This window comes from Fructobacillus americanaquae (assembly GCF_024029775.1).
GTDB lineage: Bacteria > Bacillota > Bacilli > Lactobacillales > Lactobacillaceae > Fructobacillus > Fructobacillus americanaquae.
Genome location: NZ_CP097122.1, coordinates 163,613 through 186,828 on the forward strand (window position 1 = coordinate 163,613; position 23,216 = coordinate 186,828).

Consider the following 23,216-nt stretch of genomic DNA (forward strand, 5'->3'; position numbering starts at 1 on the left):
TCATTTTGTTATTCAAGAAGGGTTTAAGGTCGGCGCCACTTCAACCGAAAGGATTTTTTGAACGATAATCAAACCAAAATTATCCCTCAAAATCAATCAACTGAGATCCTAATTCAAAATTATGTGAATAATCAACTGGTACATCAACAACAACTTACAATCAATATTCCGTAAAATTTTGCGTACAAAAAACAAAGCAACACACATTTTGTGTGCTGCTTCGCTTTATCACCTTAAAAATTTTTTCCAATCTCTTCAATGTCTTTACTTTTCGCATTGCCGACGCCTGTTCATCTTAGAAAGGAAGAATCCGGCCATGGAATCTACCAAAGCTTCAGCAACAAGTGCTTCTTCATGTTTTTTTTCTGTTTCGCCAGTTTGTGGCAAAACAGAAATTGTTTCAGGAGTTGTTGATTGTTTCTCATCATATTGCTCCTGAACCTTTTGTTGGTATGCAGCCTCAAGCTGAACCGTACCGTAATCCAAACCAGCAACAATTTCATCAGCATTCAAAGCAGCGTTCACCTGAGACTTAGCCTTAGCAACTGCACCCTCTACCAACTGGTAGTCTGCGTCTTTTTGTGCTTTGGTCAAACGACTATCATTAGCGATTTGTGTCCGAATCTGGTATGCCATCTGATCGATGGTGGTAATCGCATCAGACTTTTGTTCAGTTAATGGCTTACCCTGCTGATGGAGATTCTTAAGTAAATCCAAAGCTTGATTGACCACATCCAAACGGTCTTGGTACTTAGTTAAACCAGCAATCTTGGCCTTCGTTTCAGCAACAAAACTATCAATGGTATGCTTTTGAGCGGATTTTTCGGCATCCCTAAGAGTCACATCAGCATCAATTTCAGCCTTAACCTTAGCAGCCTGGTCATCAATCTGCTCGTTCAACTCCTCTTCTTGCTGAGCAGGTGTTTTCGTTGCACGAACATGTCCTTGATTAATTTTCTTAACAGCGGTTGAACCATCTGGAATGCCATTAATCGTTAGAACATCCTGACCATTATCAACATCGATAACAGCCTGTTTCAAAGCAGCGTCAACACCATCCTTTTGATCCTGCTTTTGAGCATTGCTCAAGTTGTCATCAGCATCAATAGCTGCCTTTGTTGTTGCTGCATTATTTTGCAATCTTGCACGCGCATCAATCTTTGATTGGTTTAACTTTTCAAAAGTTGGCACAACCGTTGGGATGAAGTCCACGACAGCTTGAGCGTTTGATTGATCATTCAACTTTGCAATGGCGTCTTGCGCTTGCTGTTTCAAAACGTCAATCTGACGAGTTTTAGCATCGGCATCCAACTTTGGATTGGCGTTTACTTCATCAATAGCCTTTTGTTCAGCGGCGTTAATCGTAGCAACGCCAGCTTGCTTTCGTTCAGCCAAAGGTGTGACCTTTGAGAAATCAGTGGCCGACTTAACAGCGTTATCAAAGGCTGTCGTTTCATTTGCAGTCTTAATTTCGTCTGGCGTCACAGCCTGATCGATGGCGTCACTTGCAAGTTGCTGAGCCTTATCTAAATCGCTGATTCGAACCTGCTTTTCGGCATCTGTCAAATCATTGTTGTTTTGGATAGCTTTTTTGGCGTCGTTGTAAGTTTTATCTTCTGTTTGATGCGCATCACTCTTGGCCTTGTTCAATGCATCGAATGTTGGCAAGTTCGTTGCCTTTGATACATCGACCTTAGTTGCAGTCGTTGCAGCATCAACTTGGTTTTGAGCAATCTTCAATGCCTGGTTAATTGCTTGCTTTTGCGCAGTCTTTTGGGCGCCAGTCAAAGTCTTATCAGCGTCAATTGCTGATTTAGTCTTATCAGCTGCGTCTTGGAGCGTCTTCTTGGCATCCGTCTTGCGGTCTGCAAGAGTTTGCACACCGGCATCAGACGTTGCATCGTTCAATGTTTCTGAGAAGGCAGTAGCCTTACGTGCAGCATCCACACCTGGCAAATCAATTGCTTCATTGATGGCATCGTGAGCATCTTGCAGAGCCTTAGCAACAGCTGCCACTCGGGTTGCCTTTTCATCGTCCGTGAATGATGGGTCAGCATTTATTGTATCCGTTGCCTTCTTGGATTGGGCATCCAAATCAGTCAAAGCATCTGTCTTGGATTGGTTCAATCCGTTGACCGTATTCAAAACATCAACTAGAGTCTTTTTCAAGTCATCAGCGTTGGTTTGAGCATTCAACTTAGCCGTTCCGTCAGACAAAACCTTGTCCAATGCCTTCTTTTGAGCATCAGCATCTGGCCCAGACAAGGCATCCTTGGCTTTGTTGACGGCCTCCGTCAACTTTTCAATAGCGGCATGCACTTGGTCAACCAATGATGGCACCTTAGCAAGACCGTCCGCGATGTCTTGGAGAGCCTTGTTGTAAGCAGCTTGATTACCAGAATTAACAACATCCTCGGCATTTGTTGTGCGATCCGTTACTGCTTGCGCATTCGTCAAAGCTTTGGCAACTGCTTCGTGTGCGGCTTGTTTCTGGTCTGTTGTCAAAGCATTGTTAGCATCAATGGCGTGATTGGCATCATCTGCTTGCTTTTGTAACTTGCTCAACGCATCAGCCTTTTGATCATGAATGTTATTCAAAGCGTCAGTCATGTTGATTTGAATTTTGTTGATACTATCCGCGTCCATTGCCTGGTTAATGGCGTCAGTAGCTGATTTCACAATGGCATCAATGGCAGCCTTCTGGTCATTTTTTTGAGCACCTGTCAACGTCTTGTCGACATCGATCGTTTGCTTTGCCTGATCGGCTGCTTGTTGGATGGCTTGGTTAGCCGTCGCCTTTTGGCTATCTAATGAAGGAACGGCGGATGCTTGTTGTGCAATCGTTGCTAACTGCTTAGCATAATCACTGTTTAGCGAATCAACTGCTGCTGAGGCAGTTGATGGATCAGTCGCTTTATTGACAATTTCTTGTGCTGCATTTTTAGCGTCATCAATTTGCTTGTTAAAGCCATCTTTTTGCGCTTGTGTCAAAGCAGGATTGTCGTTAATAGCTGCATGAGCATCCGCAGCTTGCTTAGCTACACTTTCGTCATCTACCGTTTTATCCATGTTGTCCAAGGCATTGGCACCATTGACCTGTGCTTGATTAACAGCATCGGCTGTCGTTGCTTGCTGAATGATGGCCTTTGCTTGATTAGCTACGATGTCCAAAGCATCTTTTTGAGCTTGCTTATCAGTGTCAGTCAAGTTTGTATCGGCATCAACCTTACCCTTGGCAGCTGCATTCGCAGCGTCAATGGCTTTTTTAGCATCGGCTTGCTGCTGCGCAATGGTTTCAACACCATTAGTGTCAGTAGCAGTTATTAAAGCAACCTTAAACTCTGATGAATCAGCAATTGCTGCGTTAACTGCATCAGGCGTTGTTGCTTGATTAACAACACCTTGTACCTTACTTGCAGCAGTGTCAATGGCCGCATTTCGACTGGCTTTTTCGGCAGTCGATAATGCCGGGTTGTTGTTAATTGCGTCATGAGCTGTCTTCACAGCATTCACAATCATGTCATCAGCTGATGTTTTAGCATTTGCTAAATCGTTGATGGCCTTGACACCTTGAGCTTGGGCTGTGTTGACGTTATCGGCATCGTTGGCGTCGGCAATGGCCTGTTTAGCAGCCGTTACTTGTGAATCAACAACTGTCTTTTGAGCTGTTTTATCGACGTCTGACAAATTCTTGTCAGCGTCAATGCCTGATTTTACAGTGTTGGCTGCGTTATCAATGGCTTGGTTAGCCGTTGTCTTTTGGCTATCTAATGAAGGAATGGCTGATACTTGTTGTGCAATAGTTGCTAACTGCTTGGCATAATCACTGTTTAGAGTGTCAACTGCTGCTGAGGCAGTTGATGGATCAGTCGCTTTATTGACAATTTCTTGTGCTGCATTTTTAGCATCGTCAATTTGCTTGTTAAAGCCATCTTTTTGCGCTTGTGTCAAAGCAGGATTGTCGTTAATAGCTGCATGAGCATCCGCTGCCTGCTTAGCTACACTTTCGTCATTTGCCGTCTTGTTCAAGTTGTTCAGGCTATTGATGCCATTGGCTTGAGCTTGATTGATGTCGTCGGCCGTTGCTGCTTGTTGAATGGCTGTCTTAGCTTGATTAGCCACTATGTCTAAAGCATCTTTTTGAGCTTGCTTATCAGTGTCGCTCAAATTTGTGTCAGCATCAACTACTTGTTTTGCTTCATCCACCGCTTGTTGAATAGCAACAATGGCAGCTTTTTGCTGGTCAGCGACTGAAGATACATTGGAAATATCTTGTGCGTTCTTCATTGCCCTGTCATAGTCAGATCCGTCAGCCAAAGCACCATTAACACCATCTAGCGTCGTTGCTTTGTTAATTACATCTTGAGCTGCTGTTTTAGCATCTTCTATTTGCTTGTTACGTGCATCCTTTTGTGCTTGCGATAAAGCTTTGTTGTTGTTCACAGCGTCATGTGCATTTTGAACATCTGATGCTAATTTGACATTCGCTTGCATTTTAGCGTCCGTTAAGTCCTGCAAGAACTTAACACCTGCAGCAGTGTTCTTACTAATATCATCGGCGTTGTTTGCAGCATTAATCGCTTTCTTGAACATATCAGCTTGGCTGTTGATGACATCTTTTTGTGCTTGTTTATCAACATCCGTTAAGGTCTTGTCAGCATCAATTGCTTGTTTTGCTTTAGCAGCTGCATCATCAATTTCCGTACCAGCGTCTACTTGCTGGCCTGCGACGGTTTTAACGCCGTCACTTGACGTTGCTGATTTCAAAGCGTTATCCAACGTATTTCCTGAAGAAATAACAGTGTTGGCATCGTCAATTGTTGTTGCCTTATTGACAACATCTTGAGCAGCTTTGGCAGCATCATCAATTGCTTGATTGCGCCTCTGCTTTTCGGCAGAACTCAAAGCAGGATTATTGTTAACGGCCGTATGAGCGGCTTGAACCTGCTTTACCAAATTAGCGTCAACGGATGTTTTGTCTAAATTAGTGATGCTATTAACGCCAGTTGTTTTAGCAGCCGTAACACCATCGGCATTTGTGGCGGCATTGATGTTTGTTTTTGCCTTGTTTGCCAAATCATTGATGGTTGCTTCTTGTGCTTGTTTATCGACATCACTCAAATTTGTATCAGCCTCAATTTTAGCCTTAGCTGCGGTCACAGCGTTATCAATTGCTTCGGCAGCTGCGGCTTTTTGACCAGCCAAAGGTGTCACTTCTGTAGTTGAGGTTGCCTTAGAGATGGCACTATCGAAATCAGCACCGTTTGCAAGTGCCTTTGCAATATCGTCAAGGGTTGTTGCCTTATTAATAGTGTCTTGCACAGTCTTAGTGGCCGTGTCAATTGCTTGATTACGGGCATCTTTTTCAGCTTGTAACAAATCATTATCACTATTTACAGTAGCATGAGCTTGGGCAACCTTGTCAGATAATTGCTTATCGGCAGTTGTTTTATCTAAGTCATTCAATGATTTTACACCAGTATTTTGGGCCTTTGTAATGTCATCGGCTGTTTGAGCATTTTGAATATTTTGCTTAGCAGCATTGGCCAAACTATCCAAAGTTGCTTTTTGAGCCGCTTTATCAGCGTCACTCAAATTTGTGTCGGCATCAACCTTAGCCTTGGCAGCTGCATTCGCAGCGTCAATAACTTTTCCAGCATCAGTTTGTTGTTGCGCAATGGTCTCAATGTTATCCATGTTTGTTGCGTTTGCAAGCGCACTCGAGAAATCAGATGTATCAGCGATTGCTGCATTGACTTCTTCAGGTGTTGTTGCCTGGTTGACCTTGCTTTGAACCTTACTGATAGCCGCATTGATCTTATTGTTACGGTTGGCCTTTTCATTGTCTGACAAAGCTGAACTGTTGTTGATTAGACTGCGAGCGTCCTTTGCTTTTGTGGCAATCATATTATCCGCATTTGTCTTGTCCAAACTATTTAAGGCATTGGCACCATTGACCTGTGCTTGATTAACAGCATCGGCCGTTGTTGCTTGCTGAATGATGGCCTTTGCTTGATTAGCTACGATGTCCAAAGCATCTTTTTGAGCTTGCTTATCAGCATCTGTAATTGATGAATCTGCGTCAACCTTTGCCTTAGCAGCTGTGGTAGCTGCATCAATTGCTTCATTGGCTGCAGTTTGCTGCGCTTGGATAGACGGTGTTTGGCCTGCTTGAGCTAAAACGTTTTGCAACTGCTTAGCGTAGTCACTGTTTTGTGAATCAACCAACGATGCTACGGTTGATGAATCTGTTGCATTATTAACATTATCTTGAGCAGTTTGCTTAGCATCATTAATTTGCTTGTTAAAGGCGTCTTTTTGAGCCTGTGTCAATGCAGGATTGCCGTTGATAGCTGCATGAGCGGATGACGCTTGGTCAGACACTGCTTTATCGGCGTTTGTCTTGTCCAAACTACTCAAAGCGTCTGTACCATTATCCCGAACTTGGTTAATAGTATCAGCTGTCGTTGCTTGTTGGATGTTGTCCTTTGCTTTATTTGCGACTGCGTCTAAAGCATCTTTTTGAGCTTGCTTATCAGTGTCGCTCAAATTCGTGTCAGCATTAATCTTGTCTTTAGCGGCTGTGGTAGCTGCGTCAATTACTTTACCGGCTGCAACTTGCTGTGCTTGGATGGACGGCACTTGGCTAGTATCGACACTAGCTGCCAGACTTGTTTTGAAATCTGATGTGTCTAACACCACTTGATTGACATCATCCGGGGTAGTTGCTTGGTCGATTGCGTTTTGCGCGTTCGTCACAGCGGCGTCAATTTGCTTATTACGATTTGCTTTTTCTACAGTTGTTAATACGGGACTGTTATTGATGACATCGCGTGCTTTTTGGGCGTCATCTTTAACTGCTTGACTCGCAGATTTTTTTGCATTTGCAAGATCGTTGATACTTTGAATCCCTTGCGTTTGTGCTTGGTTGACTTCATCTGCATTGTTGGCATTTTGAACTGCTTGTTTAGCATTCGATGCTTGCGCATCTATGACTGCTTTTTGATTTGACCGATCAGCGTCAACGTCTGATTTTACAGTGTTAGCTGCATCATCGATGGCTTGACTAGCCGTTGTCTTTTGGATATCTAAAGAAGGGGTTGACGAAGCATTTGTCAAAATATTTTGCAATTGCTTGGCATAATCACTATTTTGTGAACTAACCAGCGACACAATTGTTGATGCGTCTGTTGCCTTATTGACATTATCTTGAACCGTTTGTTTAGCATCATCGATTTGCTTATTAAAGATGTCTTTTTGAGTTTGCGTCAATGCAGGATTGTCATTGATTGTCGCATGAGCTGATGATGCCTGATGTGACGCTACTTTGTCAGCATTTATCTTGTCTAAACTGTTCAGGGTATTGGTGCCATTAGCTTGAGCTTGATTAATGTCATCGGCTGTTGCTGCTTGTTGAATGGTTGTCTTAGCTTGATTAGCCACTGCGTCTAAAGCATCTTTTTGAGCTTGCTTGTCAGCATCTGCAATTAATGAATCTGCGTCAACCTTTGCCTTGGCGGCTGTGGTAGCTGCATCAATTGCTTGATTAGCCGCAGTTTGCTGTGCTTGGATAGACGGTGTTTGGCCTGCTTGAGCTAAAACATTTTGCAACTGCTTGGCGTAGTCGCTGTTTTGTGAATCAATCAATGATGCGACGGTTGATGAATCTGTTGCATTATTAACATTGCTTTGAGCAGTTTGTTTAGCATCATCAATTTGCTTGTTAAAGGCGGCCTTTTGAGCTTGCGTCAATGCAGGATTGCCGTTGATAGTCGCATGTGTGGATGACGCTTGGACAGACATTGCTCTATCAGCATTTGTCTTGTCTAGTCCATTGATTGTCTGAACGGCGACATTCTTAGCAGTCACAATACCATCAGCATTGGTAGCTGAATCGATCACATTTTTCTTAGATGCGGCTACTGCGTCAATTGTTGATTTTTGAGCAGTCTTGTCTTCACTACTTAAGTTTGTGTCGGCATCAATATTTGCCTTAATCACAGCAGTTATGTCATCAATTTGCTTGTCAGCTGCAGTCTTTTGATCGGCTAATGACAAAACGTTTGAAAAGTCCGTTGCTTTGGCAACTGCGTTGGTAAAGCCAGTCGTGTTTCCCACAGATGCAATGACTTGCGAATTGGTTGCATCATCAATAGCGGTTGTCGCCGTATTGTAAGCATCTTGAATTTGTTGAATTCGGGACGCTTTTTCACCGGAGGTCAATGCGTCATATTGGTTAATTTTATCAATGGCGTCTTGCGCATTTTTTGCCAATGATTCTCGGGAATTTGTTTTATCGCTCGTCATTTTCAAAATAGCAGCTACAGCTACGTCTCGTGCTTTAGTAACATCGTCGGCATTGGTTGTGCTTGCAATGTTGTTTTTGGCATTTGACACCGCTGCGTCGATTGCTGCTTTTTGCATGGCCTTTTGTTCAGACGTTAAACTGCCATCTTGGTTGATTGCATTTTCTGAAGCTGTTTTGGCAGCATCTAGTGCATCCTTGGCTGCTTGTCCGGCGTTTGCTACTGCTACTCCTGCGTTGGCTTGTTGATCATTTAATGATGTGACATTTGAAAAATCCGTTGCACTTTTAATGGATTTATCAAAATCTGAACCGTTTGCGGGGATTTTAGCAATCGTATCAGCGTCTGTTGCCGCATCAACAGCTTGCTTTGCAGCTGCTTGAGCGGCTTCAATCTGGGACACACGCTTTGTTTTTTCATCAGCGGTCAAAGCATTATTGTTGTTGACCTTCGCTTTGGCATCTTGTGCGGCATTATTGATGGTCGTGCGTGCGTCAAGTTTTTGGCCATTCAAGTTGCTAACAACATTTTTTCCATCATTTAAGATGGCGTCGATGTCGTCTGCATTAGTGGCGTTGCTTATTTTTGCAAGAATTGCATTTGCTGCATTTTGGATAGCTTGCTTTTGAGCTGCCTTTTCATCATCTGTCAAATAATGATTATTGTTCACGTCGTTGTTCGCCTGGGCAACCTGATCATCCAGATTATGTTTAGCTGTTTCAGTAGTTGCTTGCAAATCTTTTTCGGCGTCTTGTTGACGGTCAGACAACGGCTTTCCTGCAATATAACTACCAGCAATTGCTCCCTGGGCTCTTGAAACGGCATTGGCCACAATTTGAGCAGACCCATTGGCAATCGCTGTTTTGGCTTCAGAGGCTGCCTTATCAACATTGGCTAATTGAGTGGCTTTTTCTTGAGCTGTTAAAGTTGGGTCTTGATTGATCTTTGATTTCGTATCAGAAACCGCTTGGTCAATTTGTTTATTGGCATTATCGCGTTGTGTGCCGATTGGCGTGACACCGTTGTCTGATGTTGCCGTTGTGATGGCCACGTCCAAATCAGTGTTGTTTTTTAAGCTGTCGACAACACCAGGGTCTGTAGCTTGGTCAATATGGTCAGTGAGCTTCTTCAAAGCGTCTGTTACTTGACTCTTTCTTGTCGCTTTTTCAGCGTCTGTCAAGTTTTCGTCATTGTTGATTGTCGCAACAGCAGTGTTTGCCTTATTTGTCAATGCCGTATAGGCATTTGGCTTTGCTGTATCTAAATCAGTCAGATTTTTAACGCCTGCGGCTTGTGTTGCGTTGATATCGTCAGCACTCGTTTTGGCGGCAATGTTGTTTTTCACAGCCGTTCCGATGGCATCAATTGCACTACTTTGTGCACTTTTTTCAGCGTCTGTCAAAACATTATTGCTGTTGACTAATGCTTTTGACTTTGCAATTTGATCATCAATGGCAGCTTGTGCATTTTTAATTTGAGTTGCTAAGTCGACTCCTGACTTATAGGCTGACGCAATAATATTGTCTTGAGACGTATCTGCAATTACAGCGGCTACGTCATCAGAATCTGTTGCGTTTCCCAAGTTGCCATTGATAACTGCAATGGCATCATTGATTTGCTTTGACTGTGCTGCTTTTTGGTCGGATGTCAACGTTGAATCGTTTGCGATGTTCGCTAACAACTTATCAACGTTGTGCGCGTCTTTATATTGTTGCAATGCAATAGCACGCTGAGTGGCGATCGAAACAGCATTGGCTTTGCTTTTTGCATCGATTTCTTTATCGATGTCTTGCAACTTATTAACAAAATCTTCGTCAGTCGTTACACTGTTTACTTTTGCTTGCTCAGCGGCTTTCTGTTTCGTTGAAAGCTTTGAGTTGTTGATGGTGTTTGTTGAATTGGTCTTCATTTGCTTCAACAGTGTTTGGTTGAATTGCAAACCAAATTCGTTGTAGCCCATCGTACGAACGGTCGAGAAGATTGGGTGGTACCCTGTCGTGCCCGTATCTGATGAATACATTACTGAAATTTCATCGTTCTTTTGGATCTTAACAGGGTTAAGTTGAATTGATATGGTTGATGTACCACCAACATATCCGCCGGCAGAGAAATTGTTACTGTAAATACCATTACCGTTTGCGACCAAAGTACCAGGGTTACCGTTAGCTGCAATCAGGCTTGGAATTCCGGATGTCTTTGCTGACAAAGAATCTGAAAATCCTAAATCAAGATACGATGTACGGCCCGCACCAGATTGTGTCAGTTGGGGAACGTTCATCTTGATTGTTAGCCTATAGAGTCCTGTTGTTGCATCATAATTCAAACTATCAAACTTAAGGTTTGTTTGTGCTTGCAACAACGGAATTTCAGTTCTTGCATAACCCCATGTTTGTTGAACAGATTGAGGAATTTGCGTTTGTCCTGGCAGCTCAGTATATCGTTTGTAGTAATCGGTGTTTTGACCGAACCAATAGTTCGTTGAGCTGTCTGCCGCATAGGCTGTAGTGTCTTGCCCAAAATCAATTGGGGCATGGCCCATAATTATTTGACCGGCAGATGCTAGAGCAAAAGTTACCACTCCTGCAACTAGCCACTTCTTTCCGGCTTTGTACATTTTAAAATGTGTTCTTTTTTGGAACTTATTTACTCTAGTATCCATTCCAGCACCTCAATTAAACATTTATGCAATGAAAAGTATACACCGAAGTAACAAAAGATACAAATAAAAAGATAACATAATATTTGAATAGATTCCCTAATCTTCATTTTTCATCACAAGAGATAAAAATTATAACCACCAGAATATTTACACGGTCAACACTTGAAGTTAAATTATACTCAGATACTTTTGAAAGACTATTTCAATAACAATCAGAACAGGTGATAATATCATAATTTTCTACGTTAGACCTACTAGATACTAAATATGATTGCAAGATGTTAACTAAATTTCTCCTTAAGTAGTGGAAAAATTCCCCCATCTTAATTGAATTTTTTGAAAGGCAATTAAACTCGGACAAGCGAAATACCATTTTGATAACTGAAGACTTTTTTCTAGTCTACTAATTAATCAACATATTCGTTATTGTGAATCATAAATAACAGGTCACTAAGTCCTCTCTTTATAAATCATAAAGAACGATCAAACGATTAAATATTTCATAACTCAACAAAAAAAGGCCACTAAAGTGGCCCTTCCGTCATCATGAATCTTGCTTCCTTTTTACGAGATATGAAAGCATTGTAATAAACCCAACTATAGTCGAGGCTAAAATAAATTGATCTCGATAATCAATCACAATATTATCAGCTAAGGATAAATTCGTTAATTTTCGATCAAAATATGAATTTTTTGCCCCTTCCCATTGTGAGACTGCATGTTGATTTTGAGAATGTCGATTGAGATAGGAACCTTGATTCAATTGCAAGGAATTTTTTCTACCCAAAGAATCATTCAAGATCGCAGAGATGGCTGTATTATAATTCAAATTGGCAAAAAATTCTTGTGATTGAAAAGAAGACCGACTCACTCCATGGTAGTTAGATTGAAAGACAAATATCGCGTGCCAAAAAGTAATGGATGCTAATAAATTATCCTGAAAGACTGTTGGCAGTGTCCAATTTCCTAAAGGATTAACGGACACAGCATGTTTCGCTGATTGAATTGCCTGATCTAAAACACTCCAATTTGTTGCTGGATCTTGTCCCTTTTGTACGCGAGCAATACCCTCTAATACTGATTTGGCTAGATCATATCCTGTTCGAGGTGCCTCGTTATCAAGATTAAAGTCTAATCCTAAAGTTAAACCCTTTTGGAATCCAGATAAACTATCTGACATGGCCTTAAACACCATTTTCTGGTCATCCGTTCCTAAAATATCACTGATATCAGAACTTTGTCCACCTTGACTAAACTGCTCTAGACCTTTTTGGTAGGCCCGATATAAGCGCATCCAACCTTGATGGAATCCATACTGGTAAGCTGCGTTGCCAATAATAACAGTTGGTTCTTGATCTGGATTAACCAAAATTTCTTTCAAAGCATCTTGATACCCTTGTTGAGCACTATTATAACTATTTTGATCGACAACTGTTTCCTCTGTTTTGGACAACAAAGCTTCTCTTGCCGCTTGACCTGATTGATAACCTAAGTAGTACTTTCCTTGACTTTGATCTGCTTTTTGACCGGCTACCCCATCATTGAAACCAAGCTGTGTTTTCTGATAGCCTGCCAAGCTTACCTGGCTATTTAAATCGCTCTGGTGTGGTGGTTGATAACCTTTTAAGAAAGCCTGAGATCCAGCAGAATATGCTATTTTACCAGATTGTTTACCTATTAAGTATGCATCCTGATAAGCTGGTGACTTTCCAGTCAAATCAGGTTCAGCAACCTCAGTTTCATCAATTTTGTACCCATCCCGAATTCCATAATAAGCATCTGATAAGCTTGTTGACGAGTTAACTGGTAGATTTGCTAAAGTAATAGCTAAATTCTGACCAGATTGGGCATCTTCATAAGCTTGATAGCCAATCATAAAAGCGTTATCTTCTTTTTGGTCTGAAGTTAACTCTTGACCTGGATAATCAATCTTCCATTTATAACCGTTTTGACTAACTTGATATCCATTATTCATGGCTTGATTCAAGATTCCAAAACCATTCGAATTACGTTTGCCTTGAATGTAATCTTGAGCACCAGCAATACGACTGTCTTGAACTTCTTGAACTGCAAGTTGGTAAGCCAATTTTTCCGGATCAGTTAATTGATTCAGCGCAACTTCTCCCTTAATTTGATGAGATAAACCATTTTGAAATCCTGTTTGCGCACCAGCAAAGACTTGCTCAGAAAAAATATCATTAACATGCGGAGATGCCTCCTGATCTAGTGCCGACTGGTAGGCCTTTTTAAATATATCGGCAGCGTCAATACCAGCCTGCTGACCAAAGTTCGCTTGAGAAATTGACGAGCTTTTAGGAACAACAATTGATTTCAAGCCGTTTAAGTAGTCCATCCGTCCCTGGTCAAAAGCCCAAGATGGAGTTATCGGATTTTCCTGAGACTCCATAGATCTAACACCGGTCAGATAAGCTTTTTGATAATTCAAAATCGCTTGATCATACACCAATTGATCAAATGTGTGGTCAAAGGTACTTTGATCAGTCGTTTTTGGATTTTTTTGAAAATCTTGTTTCGCCTCTAATAATATTTCCTTAATCTGGTTTTTTATGGCTATGGGGAGCTGCTGATCCCCCACATATGAATCTTCTAGAATAGATTGCACATATAACCGAGCCTTTCGCCCTATTTCCAAACTAGCCTCAACTTCTGGACTGGTTTCTGCTATTGACTCCCCTTGGAATCCAGATAGAAAAGCCTTCTTACCGTCACTCATAATTTGATTAGCCAATGCTTGTAATTGCGAATTTGGACTAATATCCATGACATTATCAGAAAGTGGATTATTTAAAAGTTGTTCCAATGCGGCTTGCTTAACTTTATTGGCCGATTGTTTACCAGCCTGATATGCTAAGTCATTAACGGGATTATCTGCTAACGTTTTCGAATTTCCCCCCTTATTGACATCGGCCACCCCTTGGGAAAACGCTTGAATGGCCTGATTGTAAGCAATCTGATTAACCTCATTAAGACTATGATTTTCAGATTTTTCTTGATCTTCAATTGCTTGAAGTGTTGCTTGGCCCACTTGAAATCCAAACATAAAGGACGGAGTAGCAAGTTCTGTTTGAGTTAATGGTTTCATAGAAGAACTAATGGCTGCCAGATAACCAGCTTGAGCTTGCTGATATCCATATTGGTACAAATCATTGCTTACCGGCTCTTGATCTTGACCGGTAATAAAGGCTTGAATTCCCTTGTCAATAGCTTGACGAGCCTGAAGATAAGCTGTTTGGTAAGCTTGCTGATAAAAAGCACTTTCCTTTCGAATGTCTGTTTTCAAAGTATCAGGCTTCTTAGAATCAGATAGACCAATTCTGCTACCATCCTGAGCATCATGAGTAACTGCACGATAGGCAGTCTGATAAGCTTGACTATATCGAGATAAATCAGTGGAACTCAGTGGATTTTGACCATCTAGAATAGCGTCTTGGGCAGCTTGATAAGCGTCCCTTTGATTTTTGTCAGCGCTAACATCAGGACGATCAACTTGGGTAGATGCAGCTACTAGACCTTTTTGAACTTCTTTATATGCTTTAAAACCAAGCATGAAGTTCTTATCGGTCTTTTGCTCATCTGTTAATTGATTTTCAGTGAGTGTTGAAGCAATCTGATAACCACTTTCCGCTGCCTCATATCCCAACTGTCTCGCGTTGTCTGAAATCGACAAAATAGTGAAAGGAGGCTTTCCATCTAAGAAAGCTATCGCCCCATTAGTTTTCAAGTCTTGAAAAGTGCTCTGAGCTTTTCTGTATGCTTGAATTTTTATCCAAGACCAACCTTGTTGATGATCAGGCGTTACCTTTTTATCAGAAAAACTATCATTAAAGCCTTCTTGAGCACCAACAAAAGAATCTTGGCTAATAGGGTCATTATTAGGAGCTACATCAATTCGATCTAGAGCAGCCTGATAACCTTGTTGATAAGTTTTAGCAGCTATGATACCAATATTTTGGCCTCGATTAGGATTCAATAATAAATCTTGACCGGGCACAATTTTAGAATTAATTCCTTGCCAAAAATCTTTAAAGCCTTGGCTTTCAGCCGGAGTGCTTTTAGGATCATCACTTAGATTTTGCGCCAATTGAACGCCTTGATCATATTCCTTTTGATACCGGTCAACGGCAATAAAGTAAACGTAGCGGTCAATCGATGATGATGACGCACTTTGATCACTAATGTCTGGATTGGATTCAAAAAGTTTTTTTACTCGATCTATAGAAGATTGAACTGCAGTTTGAACTGTTTCTGGAATGCTTGCCACAGGTGGATTCTCGTTATTTAAGACCGAATCAGCATACTCCTTAACCAGCCTACCAAGGTTCATACCATCAAGTTGTATGGCAGTAGGATTAGTTATGCTAGTCCCAATAAGTATGGAATCAAATCCAACCTTTGCTTGATCCATTGCTACTTGAGCGAGTTTTTGAACATTAGGATTAGCACTCACAGTTGTTACTGTATCTGATAAAGGATTTTTTTGGAACTGCAAGAGACCATTTTCTTGAGCTGCAAGACCATCCTTCATTCCCTTTTGGTAAGCTTCATTATTAATTGGATTATTAGCCACCGTCTGAGAATCAGACAATCCTTTGCCGCCATTAACCGCATCAAGTCCAGATTGATAAGCAGCTTGTGCCAATTGATAAGAACTCGTATCAGCGACCACATTAGGCTGTACGTGACCGGCTTGGCTATCAATTATCGCTTGATATACAGATAAACCAGCTTGATAACCATTTTGATAAGAACCTTGATAAGTACTGTTAGCCGGTTGTTGACTGACACCTCCTTTGATTCCTTGTTCAAAACCACTCTGCGCTTGGTGAATGGCTAGATTAATGATTGTAGCCGCAGGACTAGTTTCTTGAATGACTTGATCTCCTGTAAGATAGCTTTGAACCCCAGCATTTACTAGAACGGCAGCAGCTTGCTTGGCTAAGAAATAACTATTTTTATAAATTTGACTACTTACAACGTCATTGTCTGGAACAATAGCCATATTCTCATCATTATTTGGATCTTTTAACTCCAATAACGCCTGTTTTTTAGCGTCTTGCATTGCTTGCTGATCGGCCGGCGATGTTGGAACGTTAGAATTGGAAGCGACATTGAGAGCATCTAAACTGGACTGTGCTGCTTGATAGCCAGTTAGCTGATCATTGCTACTTGGAACAACTACCACTGCATTGGGGTTTTGCACCTGAGATAGTTTTAATTTCATTCCTAAGGCAACTTGCTGATAAGCATGATCATAGATAAGTTGAGCAGCAGCGCTTGAAAGCTTACTATGATCTGCAACATTACCAGTTAAGACAGCATTAGTCGCTTGATTATTCGCAGCATTAGCCTGATCAACTGCAAGATTATAAGCAGCAACATAAGCTCCATTGTGAATTTCATCAACACCAATATGAGATTTCGTTCCATATTGATATACCGCAATAATAGCAGCTGCAGCACCATTATAAGTATCCGAGTCTTGGCTATTCACTTTTGGAAGCTGTTCTGACCAAGCTCGCTGATAGTCAGACTGGACTTTTAGACCAGCATTAAACCCAGTAAGGTAACTTTTATCTTGAGAGCTCGGCTCAGCTTTTACTCCACCATTTAAAGCATCATCAAACCCGTTCTGAGCATTAGTAAAAACTTGTGAACTGGCCAAAGACTGGGCACTATTCTTCAAGAATGGGTTCCCGGCGCGATTTGTTACAGAATTAAGAATACTAGGAATCAGATTCAAATTTGTTGCTGAATTCACCGCCTGCAGATAAGCGTCTTGATACGCACGACTTCGATGCGATACATCTTGCGAGCCACCACGATTAAAGACATCGTTATAACCATCTTTAGTCCCTAAAAGTGCATCTTGAGCAGTTGGGTCACTCATTGTTACCGTTGCGTCATTATTGGCCTGGTCAATTCCAGTAGCTTCATTTTCTTTTAACTCAAGACCTTGGAGGTAACCATTGGAACTTACATTTCCAGTTTGAGCATTGCCGCGATAACCATCATTCACATCTTTAATTCCTGCCTGAGTAAAGAAATCTTCTCCCATTGCTTGTGGATTAGTCAAGGATTGGAGAACCCCATTATTATAATTACTAATACCTCCCTTCCCTAAAGTAGATAAAATAATCTGATTCATTGGTTTATCAGAAATAAGATAACCAATTCCCTCAACTTGAGCAACAGTTGCGTTAAAGGCATCATTAGTAGCGCTTGTCAGATCTGGAATCCCCTGAACAGGAAGTACTTGTTGACCACTTAGCATAGCCGATTTCCAAACCACTAAAACATCATTCGCAGCCTTTTTTCCACTGTCATATGCAGACTTTTGATCAGCAGCATAATTGCTAGTATCAGTTTTATTTCCCGACAAGATATCCACGAAGCCTTGCTGAGTAGCATAATAATTTTTAAGAATATTTTGATTTTCTTCCGAATTACCTGAAGGTGCCGGTTCATTGTTCAAAAATAACTTAGCTCCATCTGGAACTATTTCGTTTGATTCCTGATTATTATCATTATTTGAACTATTGTTATTATTTTGATTACTATTTGATGTTTTTTCGTCTAAATTAGCTGAACTGGCATAGCTCTTCTGATAAGCATCCTGATAAAGTGGACTTCCATTCTTATCCCTGTGCTGATCATTTTTAGCCTGTCCATCCTTGTAACCATCAACTGCTCCATGATATCCAGCTAAGTAAGCACTCTTTAACTGATCAGTAACGTTATTTGGGATAGTCGGTTGGTCACTCACCAGACCATGTTTTTGAGCCTCAATTAAACCTGTATTATAACCATTTTCGTAAGACGCTATGGCATCAGCATATCCTTGTCCAAAAGCAGCTAAACCTGTTTGAGAGGCCGCTGCGACCCCTGAGGTGGCTTTAGATCCCGTCAACTGATTGACTGCATTAATTCCTTCTTGTTTAGCAACTGGAATAATTACTTGATTGTAACCTACTTTTTCCAATGTGTTTAACAGTGTATCAGTCTTACCTTGTAATCCGGCATAGGCACCAAATTTCAAATATTGATAAACAGTCGCATTGATAGATTTATCTGAATTCAGTTGTGACGGATCCAACAATTGTGCCTCAATACTATCAATCCCATTTGTTCTAGCCGATGCAACTGCATCCTGGGCTAATTGCCAACCGATTTGTGCTGCTTCCAGGTTCTTCAAATGATAGCTAGTATCAACTGTAACAGGTTTATTTTGACTAAGGGCCCCATTAATCATTGATTGGACATAATCGAAAGCATCTTGTTCAACTTTGTTAGCATTCATATCCGGGTTAACTGCATAGCGGTCAACCATTAAAGCGTTTTGAAAACCAATTTTAGCATCATTATAAACCGCTTGTTGTTCTTTAGTAAGAGTATTGAACTGTCCACTGCTAATTTTCCCACTCTGAATATCACTAAAAAAAGCAACTAAAGCTTGAGCATCCGATATACCTTGGTAAGCCGCTGTATTGGCAATTGGCACATCCGGAGTAGAATTCGAATTTGTACTTGGATATTTAGATTGTATTTGACTTGTGTTCTTACCTTGATTAACAGAAAGCTGTGTCTCCTGGTAAGCTTTCTTGTAATAATCTTGAGCTTCTTGATATTTCTGACTTTTATCCGCTACTACATTAGTTACATTAAATCGAGCATCTTGAACCCCAGTTTGATAAGCTGCTTCATTAAAACCAAGTACGAAGGCCTCCGGATTAGAGGAACTATAATAAGCAGGTATGGTTGTTGGATCTTTATCAGGGTTAGCCTTATAGGCTGAAAATCCAGACTGAACACTGGCATAGGCAGCTAAGTAGTCAGCATTTGCTTTTTGATTAAAGGACTGCTGATCTCGACTGGCCGAAGAACCTGTAATACTATCAACAATCGCATCTTTTAACCCTGTTGAAATGTCTGCCAGAGATCCTGTGGCCACTTGCATATCTCCGCCATTAACCACTTCCAAAACTTTTCCATTTTGTCCCTGTTGATACCCTTCCACTGTCGTGTAGTATTTATCTGGAGTTAATATAGAGTTAACCGCACTAACTCCATAATGGAGTCGCATACCAATATATGCTGGATTTTGTCCTTTGGCCAATTTAAAGGTAATTGGAATAATTCCCCCTTTATAATCAGCAGGAGTTGCTATTTGGCTTACATAGGTATTCGGATCTGCAATTGAATCCTTATTTACAATAGTCGACCCTGAAACTTGAGTTAAGTTGTTATAATTGCCTTGTGGATCAGTGTTACTAGTGGCAATTCCAACATAAATGGGTTCGGGATTGTTATCCAACTCTTGATAATTTGCCAGTCGAGCATATCCCGTTATTGTTGCCGTCCCATCAGCATCAATAGTTTTAGAAAGATTCCCTATAAATGAAACAGATGGCACGTCAAAAATTTCTAGGGTATTTCCAGAAATTGTTCCAGAAATCTGATTTCCTTGTAAATCAATCCCAGTATACTGGTTCGATCCTGAAGCTAAGGAAAAATTGTATAGATATCGCTTACGATTACCATCATAAACTGCAACTGTATACGCGTTGATGTTCCCAGCAGTTCCAGAACCAGCTAATCCCTGTCCAGACGAAGTTGTTTGAAATTGTGAAACCGTTGGCGTTTTAATAAAAATAGCATGGTTAGAACCAATCGTGTTGATGCTAATCGGACCATAATAGGGAACAATATAGCTAGTATCGGAGTTAGTTACACCAACCTTTAAGTTACCGCGCGCGCCTACATTAAAAATTCCTTGGCCGACATTGTTAATCAGGGCATTCCAAGTAGCTTGATGACCATTACGGGTGTAGGAGTATACTCCTTGACCATCTGGAACTTGATCCATCATGACCTGCATCAGGCCACCATTGGTTACACTAATTTGAGTTCCCGAACCACCTTGCAAATCAATTGGTTGATTATAGTAACCAGCTAATCCACCTTGCGCTTCATAATTTAGCGTTCCACCATTAATATTAATTTGAATAGCATAGGCCTTGTAAACAGCACCACCAAAAATATACTTATCTCCTTGAAAATTATCAGGAATAATATTTAAAGTAGCGTTTTTATTAATGTTCAATGAAGAACCAGTATTTCGAAGCCAAACTCCCCAAGTACTACTATCAACAGTAAATTCAGAATTTGAAAACCCTCGAGGGATTAGCGTCATTTTGGCATTTTCGCCAATAGTGAAATTCCCTTGAACCACAACATTAATGCCACCCCTTACTGGAGAAGCGTTTCCAAAAAAGTGAGCATTAGTTTCCAAGATAAAATTATTAACTTCCAAATTTTGTTGGTTTCCACCGCCCTCCATATAAACCTTAGTTTGAAAAGGTGACGTATAAGTTGCGTCACTAGATGTAGGTGTTACAACATTAATATTGCCAGAAGCATAACTATCATTATTATAAGAACTTAAAAGTTGAGGACCAACATAATTTAGATTGCTAAAATGTAAGGACGCTCCTGCCTCAGCGCGGAATGGGCCAAAATAATTAGATCCATAAAGAGTCTGAAAATTTTGAACATATAAATCCAAAGCACCTGGGCCAAGACGATTAACCGTATAATTATTTCCGTGAAAGTCCATCATGTGATGTTGGCCATCTACAGTTAAGACTGACATATTAGTATAAATAGTCCCATCATTTTCGCCATTGGTTGCACCGGTTAAATCAATATCATTAACTAATTTAACTGTATTAATATTACCGGCCACATAGCCACCAACTGTGTAAGTCTGGATTTGTCCAGTCATGATCGATGACCACTGCTGCCCATTAGCAACATAAACAACACCATTAGAAGCTTGAGTGACGATGTCATTGAACCCTTGGTCATAATAAAAATTACCAGTATCTGACTGAGCAACCGCTGTATTTCCATTATAGATGTTATTAGTAAAATACCGGTTCATTGCACTTTTGGCACCACGATAAGCCTGATCATAAGGACTAGTAACTTTCGCCGTGTTACTACTAAGGTAAAAGTCTTTGGTTTGCCCGTTACTCCCATGGTAAACCCCTTGCCATTTACCAGTTTCTGCATCTCGTTGTCCTAATTGTCCTAAAGTATAATTAACCGCCGATTCAAAAGCTTTTTGCAAACCTGATCCAACCAAACCATTGCGGTAACTAGCAATAATAGAATCCGTTGCTGTTGGAATTGTAATGGTTTGATTGTAATCACTAACCTTAATTGAAGTATTATTACTGGAATTAAAAAGATTGACCAGCGTATTTTCATATTTTTTAACACTGGCCTTAGCTTCTTTCGGAGTATCAGCCCCACCTTGATTCACATCATCAGATGTCCCATAATTCTGAGGGGTTCCATCCGTTAGCACCGAATTAAAATGCGTCGAATTATCCCCTTGCACATTAGAAACTTGAGTTCCTTGTTCGCTAGCTTTATCAGCATCTGAATTAGGCTGAGCACTTCCATTTATCCCAGTTTGAGCATCTTTATTATCATTAGAAAATCCATCGGCCTTTTTAGCAGTATTTCCATAAAAATAATAGTCTTGATTACCAGCGCCCTGGCCTTGGGTTGCACTGTTATAAGCCTGTAAAGTTTTTTGAGCCCCAGCATAAGCAACGTTATAATAATCTGCCCCTCGTCCACTCAAAGTTTGTGATTGATTAGACTTACCTTGATAGCCGTCTAAGTATCCCTGTTGGATTTGGTCCGAGTAATTATTAGCATCCGCAACTGTATAAGAGTTTCCACCTGTCGGAGGCGTGAGAACATCCGTTCCACTAACACTTTCAGCCTGATTCCCAACCTGGTTTGTATCGGCACTAACTTGAGACACTTGACTCAAACCGATGGCACCTGCTAGTGATAAGGTAGCCACTGAAACGACTACCCACTGGCTATTCACTCTACGAAGTATCTTTTTATCATTTATTTTTTGGTGTGTTCTCTTATTATATAACATACATATATTTCTCCTGAAGAAATAGGGTAAGGTGTTCAACCCCGTCCGGGCTTATGAAGTTATTTAACATCATTTTACAAATAAAACAAAATAAGCTTTTGTATGTTATTATACCATTTTTACAAAAGGTTAAAAATTAAAACAAAGTTAATAAAATGAAGGAACACGACTTCTTTCTTAATACGCAACATGATTATTTGTCTTCCTATATTGGTTTTTATTTTTTAATCGTCTAATTTAGTTTTCTTAACAAAAACAGTTTAACAAGAATTCCATCAAAACTTACCTCGTTCATAATTTTACGTCTTTTTTTATTAATATTTATCATTAATCTCACGATATCAATCGCTATGTAGATAAACGAAATATCAATTTTAACAATTTCTAAAAATAAAAAAACCATGGAGACTTAATCTCCATGGTTTCCTCCTTCATTTCATAATCGGCGTTTTTTATTAGCCAATGGAAATAAGAAAATAATTAACGAACTGAAAAAGGGATGTCCATCTTAGCTCAGCAGTACGTCCTGTATCCGGTAAGGAAATAAAACGTTGACGGCTTAACCAAGTATGCCAGAATCGATTATCTTGATACAAGTTTTGCATTTGTTGAATAGCATACTGCTGCTGTCTAACAATCTCATCTGCCGTATTACCATGATTCATCGCAGCATAATGGTTTTGTAACCAACGATCAATTCCAGTTAAAATAAATTGCTTATCTTGATCTGTTAAATTTACATTATACTGAATTTCCCGACGGATCATAGACGCTTTTTCTAGAATTAACTGCCTGCTTTGATCCCGTTGATCAGTTACAGAACGCCCCACATGGTGCACATCTTTGTATTAAATAACGTTTTCTTCATAATGCACCCATTATATTTTAAACATACATATCACTTTTTTAAATTGAGTCAATACTCTCAAACTAAATACATTACGGGTGGATCGTACACAATATTTTATACTAGCCTATATTTAGTGACACCATGTATTAGAACACAGAATTGCAAAAAATATTTTTTAATATTTTATCTAGATTCTCTATTTAATATTATAAATCCAGTTTAACTTATCACCCATTTAATACATTACATCGTCAAAAATATTTTGACCATCTTAATTGAATTGATTGCTGATATGGTAACATTATAATAAGTGTTTACATACATTATTCATAATCTAAATAACTTGTTGTATTAAAAATAACCCATAAATTAAAAAACTTTCCAAATTAAGGAAAGTTTCTTTACAAGCTAATCATT

The 23,216-nt window shown here is 40.2% G+C and carries 3 protein-coding genes; all 3 read right to left on the reverse strand.

All coding sequences use genetic code 11. From position 1 onward, the window contains the following. Positions 1-264 precede the first annotated feature (264 nt). The 3 genes from M3M36_RS00755 to M3M36_RS00765 all read right to left on the reverse strand — a co-directional run bounded on the left by M3M36_RS00755 (position 265) and on the right by M3M36_RS00765 (position 22,779). Positions 265-10,965: a DUF1542 domain-containing protein gene (locus tag M3M36_RS00755; RefSeq protein ID WP_256470333.1), complete on the reverse strand. Its 10,701-nt coding sequence runs from the start codon at positions 10,963-10,965 to the stop codon at positions 265-267. Between the two features lie 544 nt (positions 10,966-11,509). Then, a complete protein-coding gene (locus M3M36_RS00760; protein WP_252773979.1) occupies positions 11,510-21,949 on the reverse strand; it encodes an autotransporter outer membrane beta-barrel domain-containing protein in 10,440 nt (3,479 codons plus the stop codon). A 455-nt stretch (positions 21,950-22,404) separates the two neighbouring features. Further along, entirely contained in the window at positions 22,405-22,779 is a 375-nt protein-coding gene (locus M3M36_RS00765; RefSeq protein ID WP_252773980.1) for a hypothetical protein, read from the reverse strand. Positions 22,780-23,216 lie beyond the last annotated feature (437 nt).

Coding starts and splice junctions, on each gene's coding strand:
- M3M36_RS00760 (WP_252773979.1), bottom strand. CDS start 21,949: ATGTTATATAATAAGAGAACACACCAAAAAATAAATGATAAAAAGATA.
- M3M36_RS00755 (WP_256470333.1), bottom strand. CDS start 10,965: ATGGATACTAGAGTAAATAAGTTCCAAAAAAGAACACATTTTAAAATG.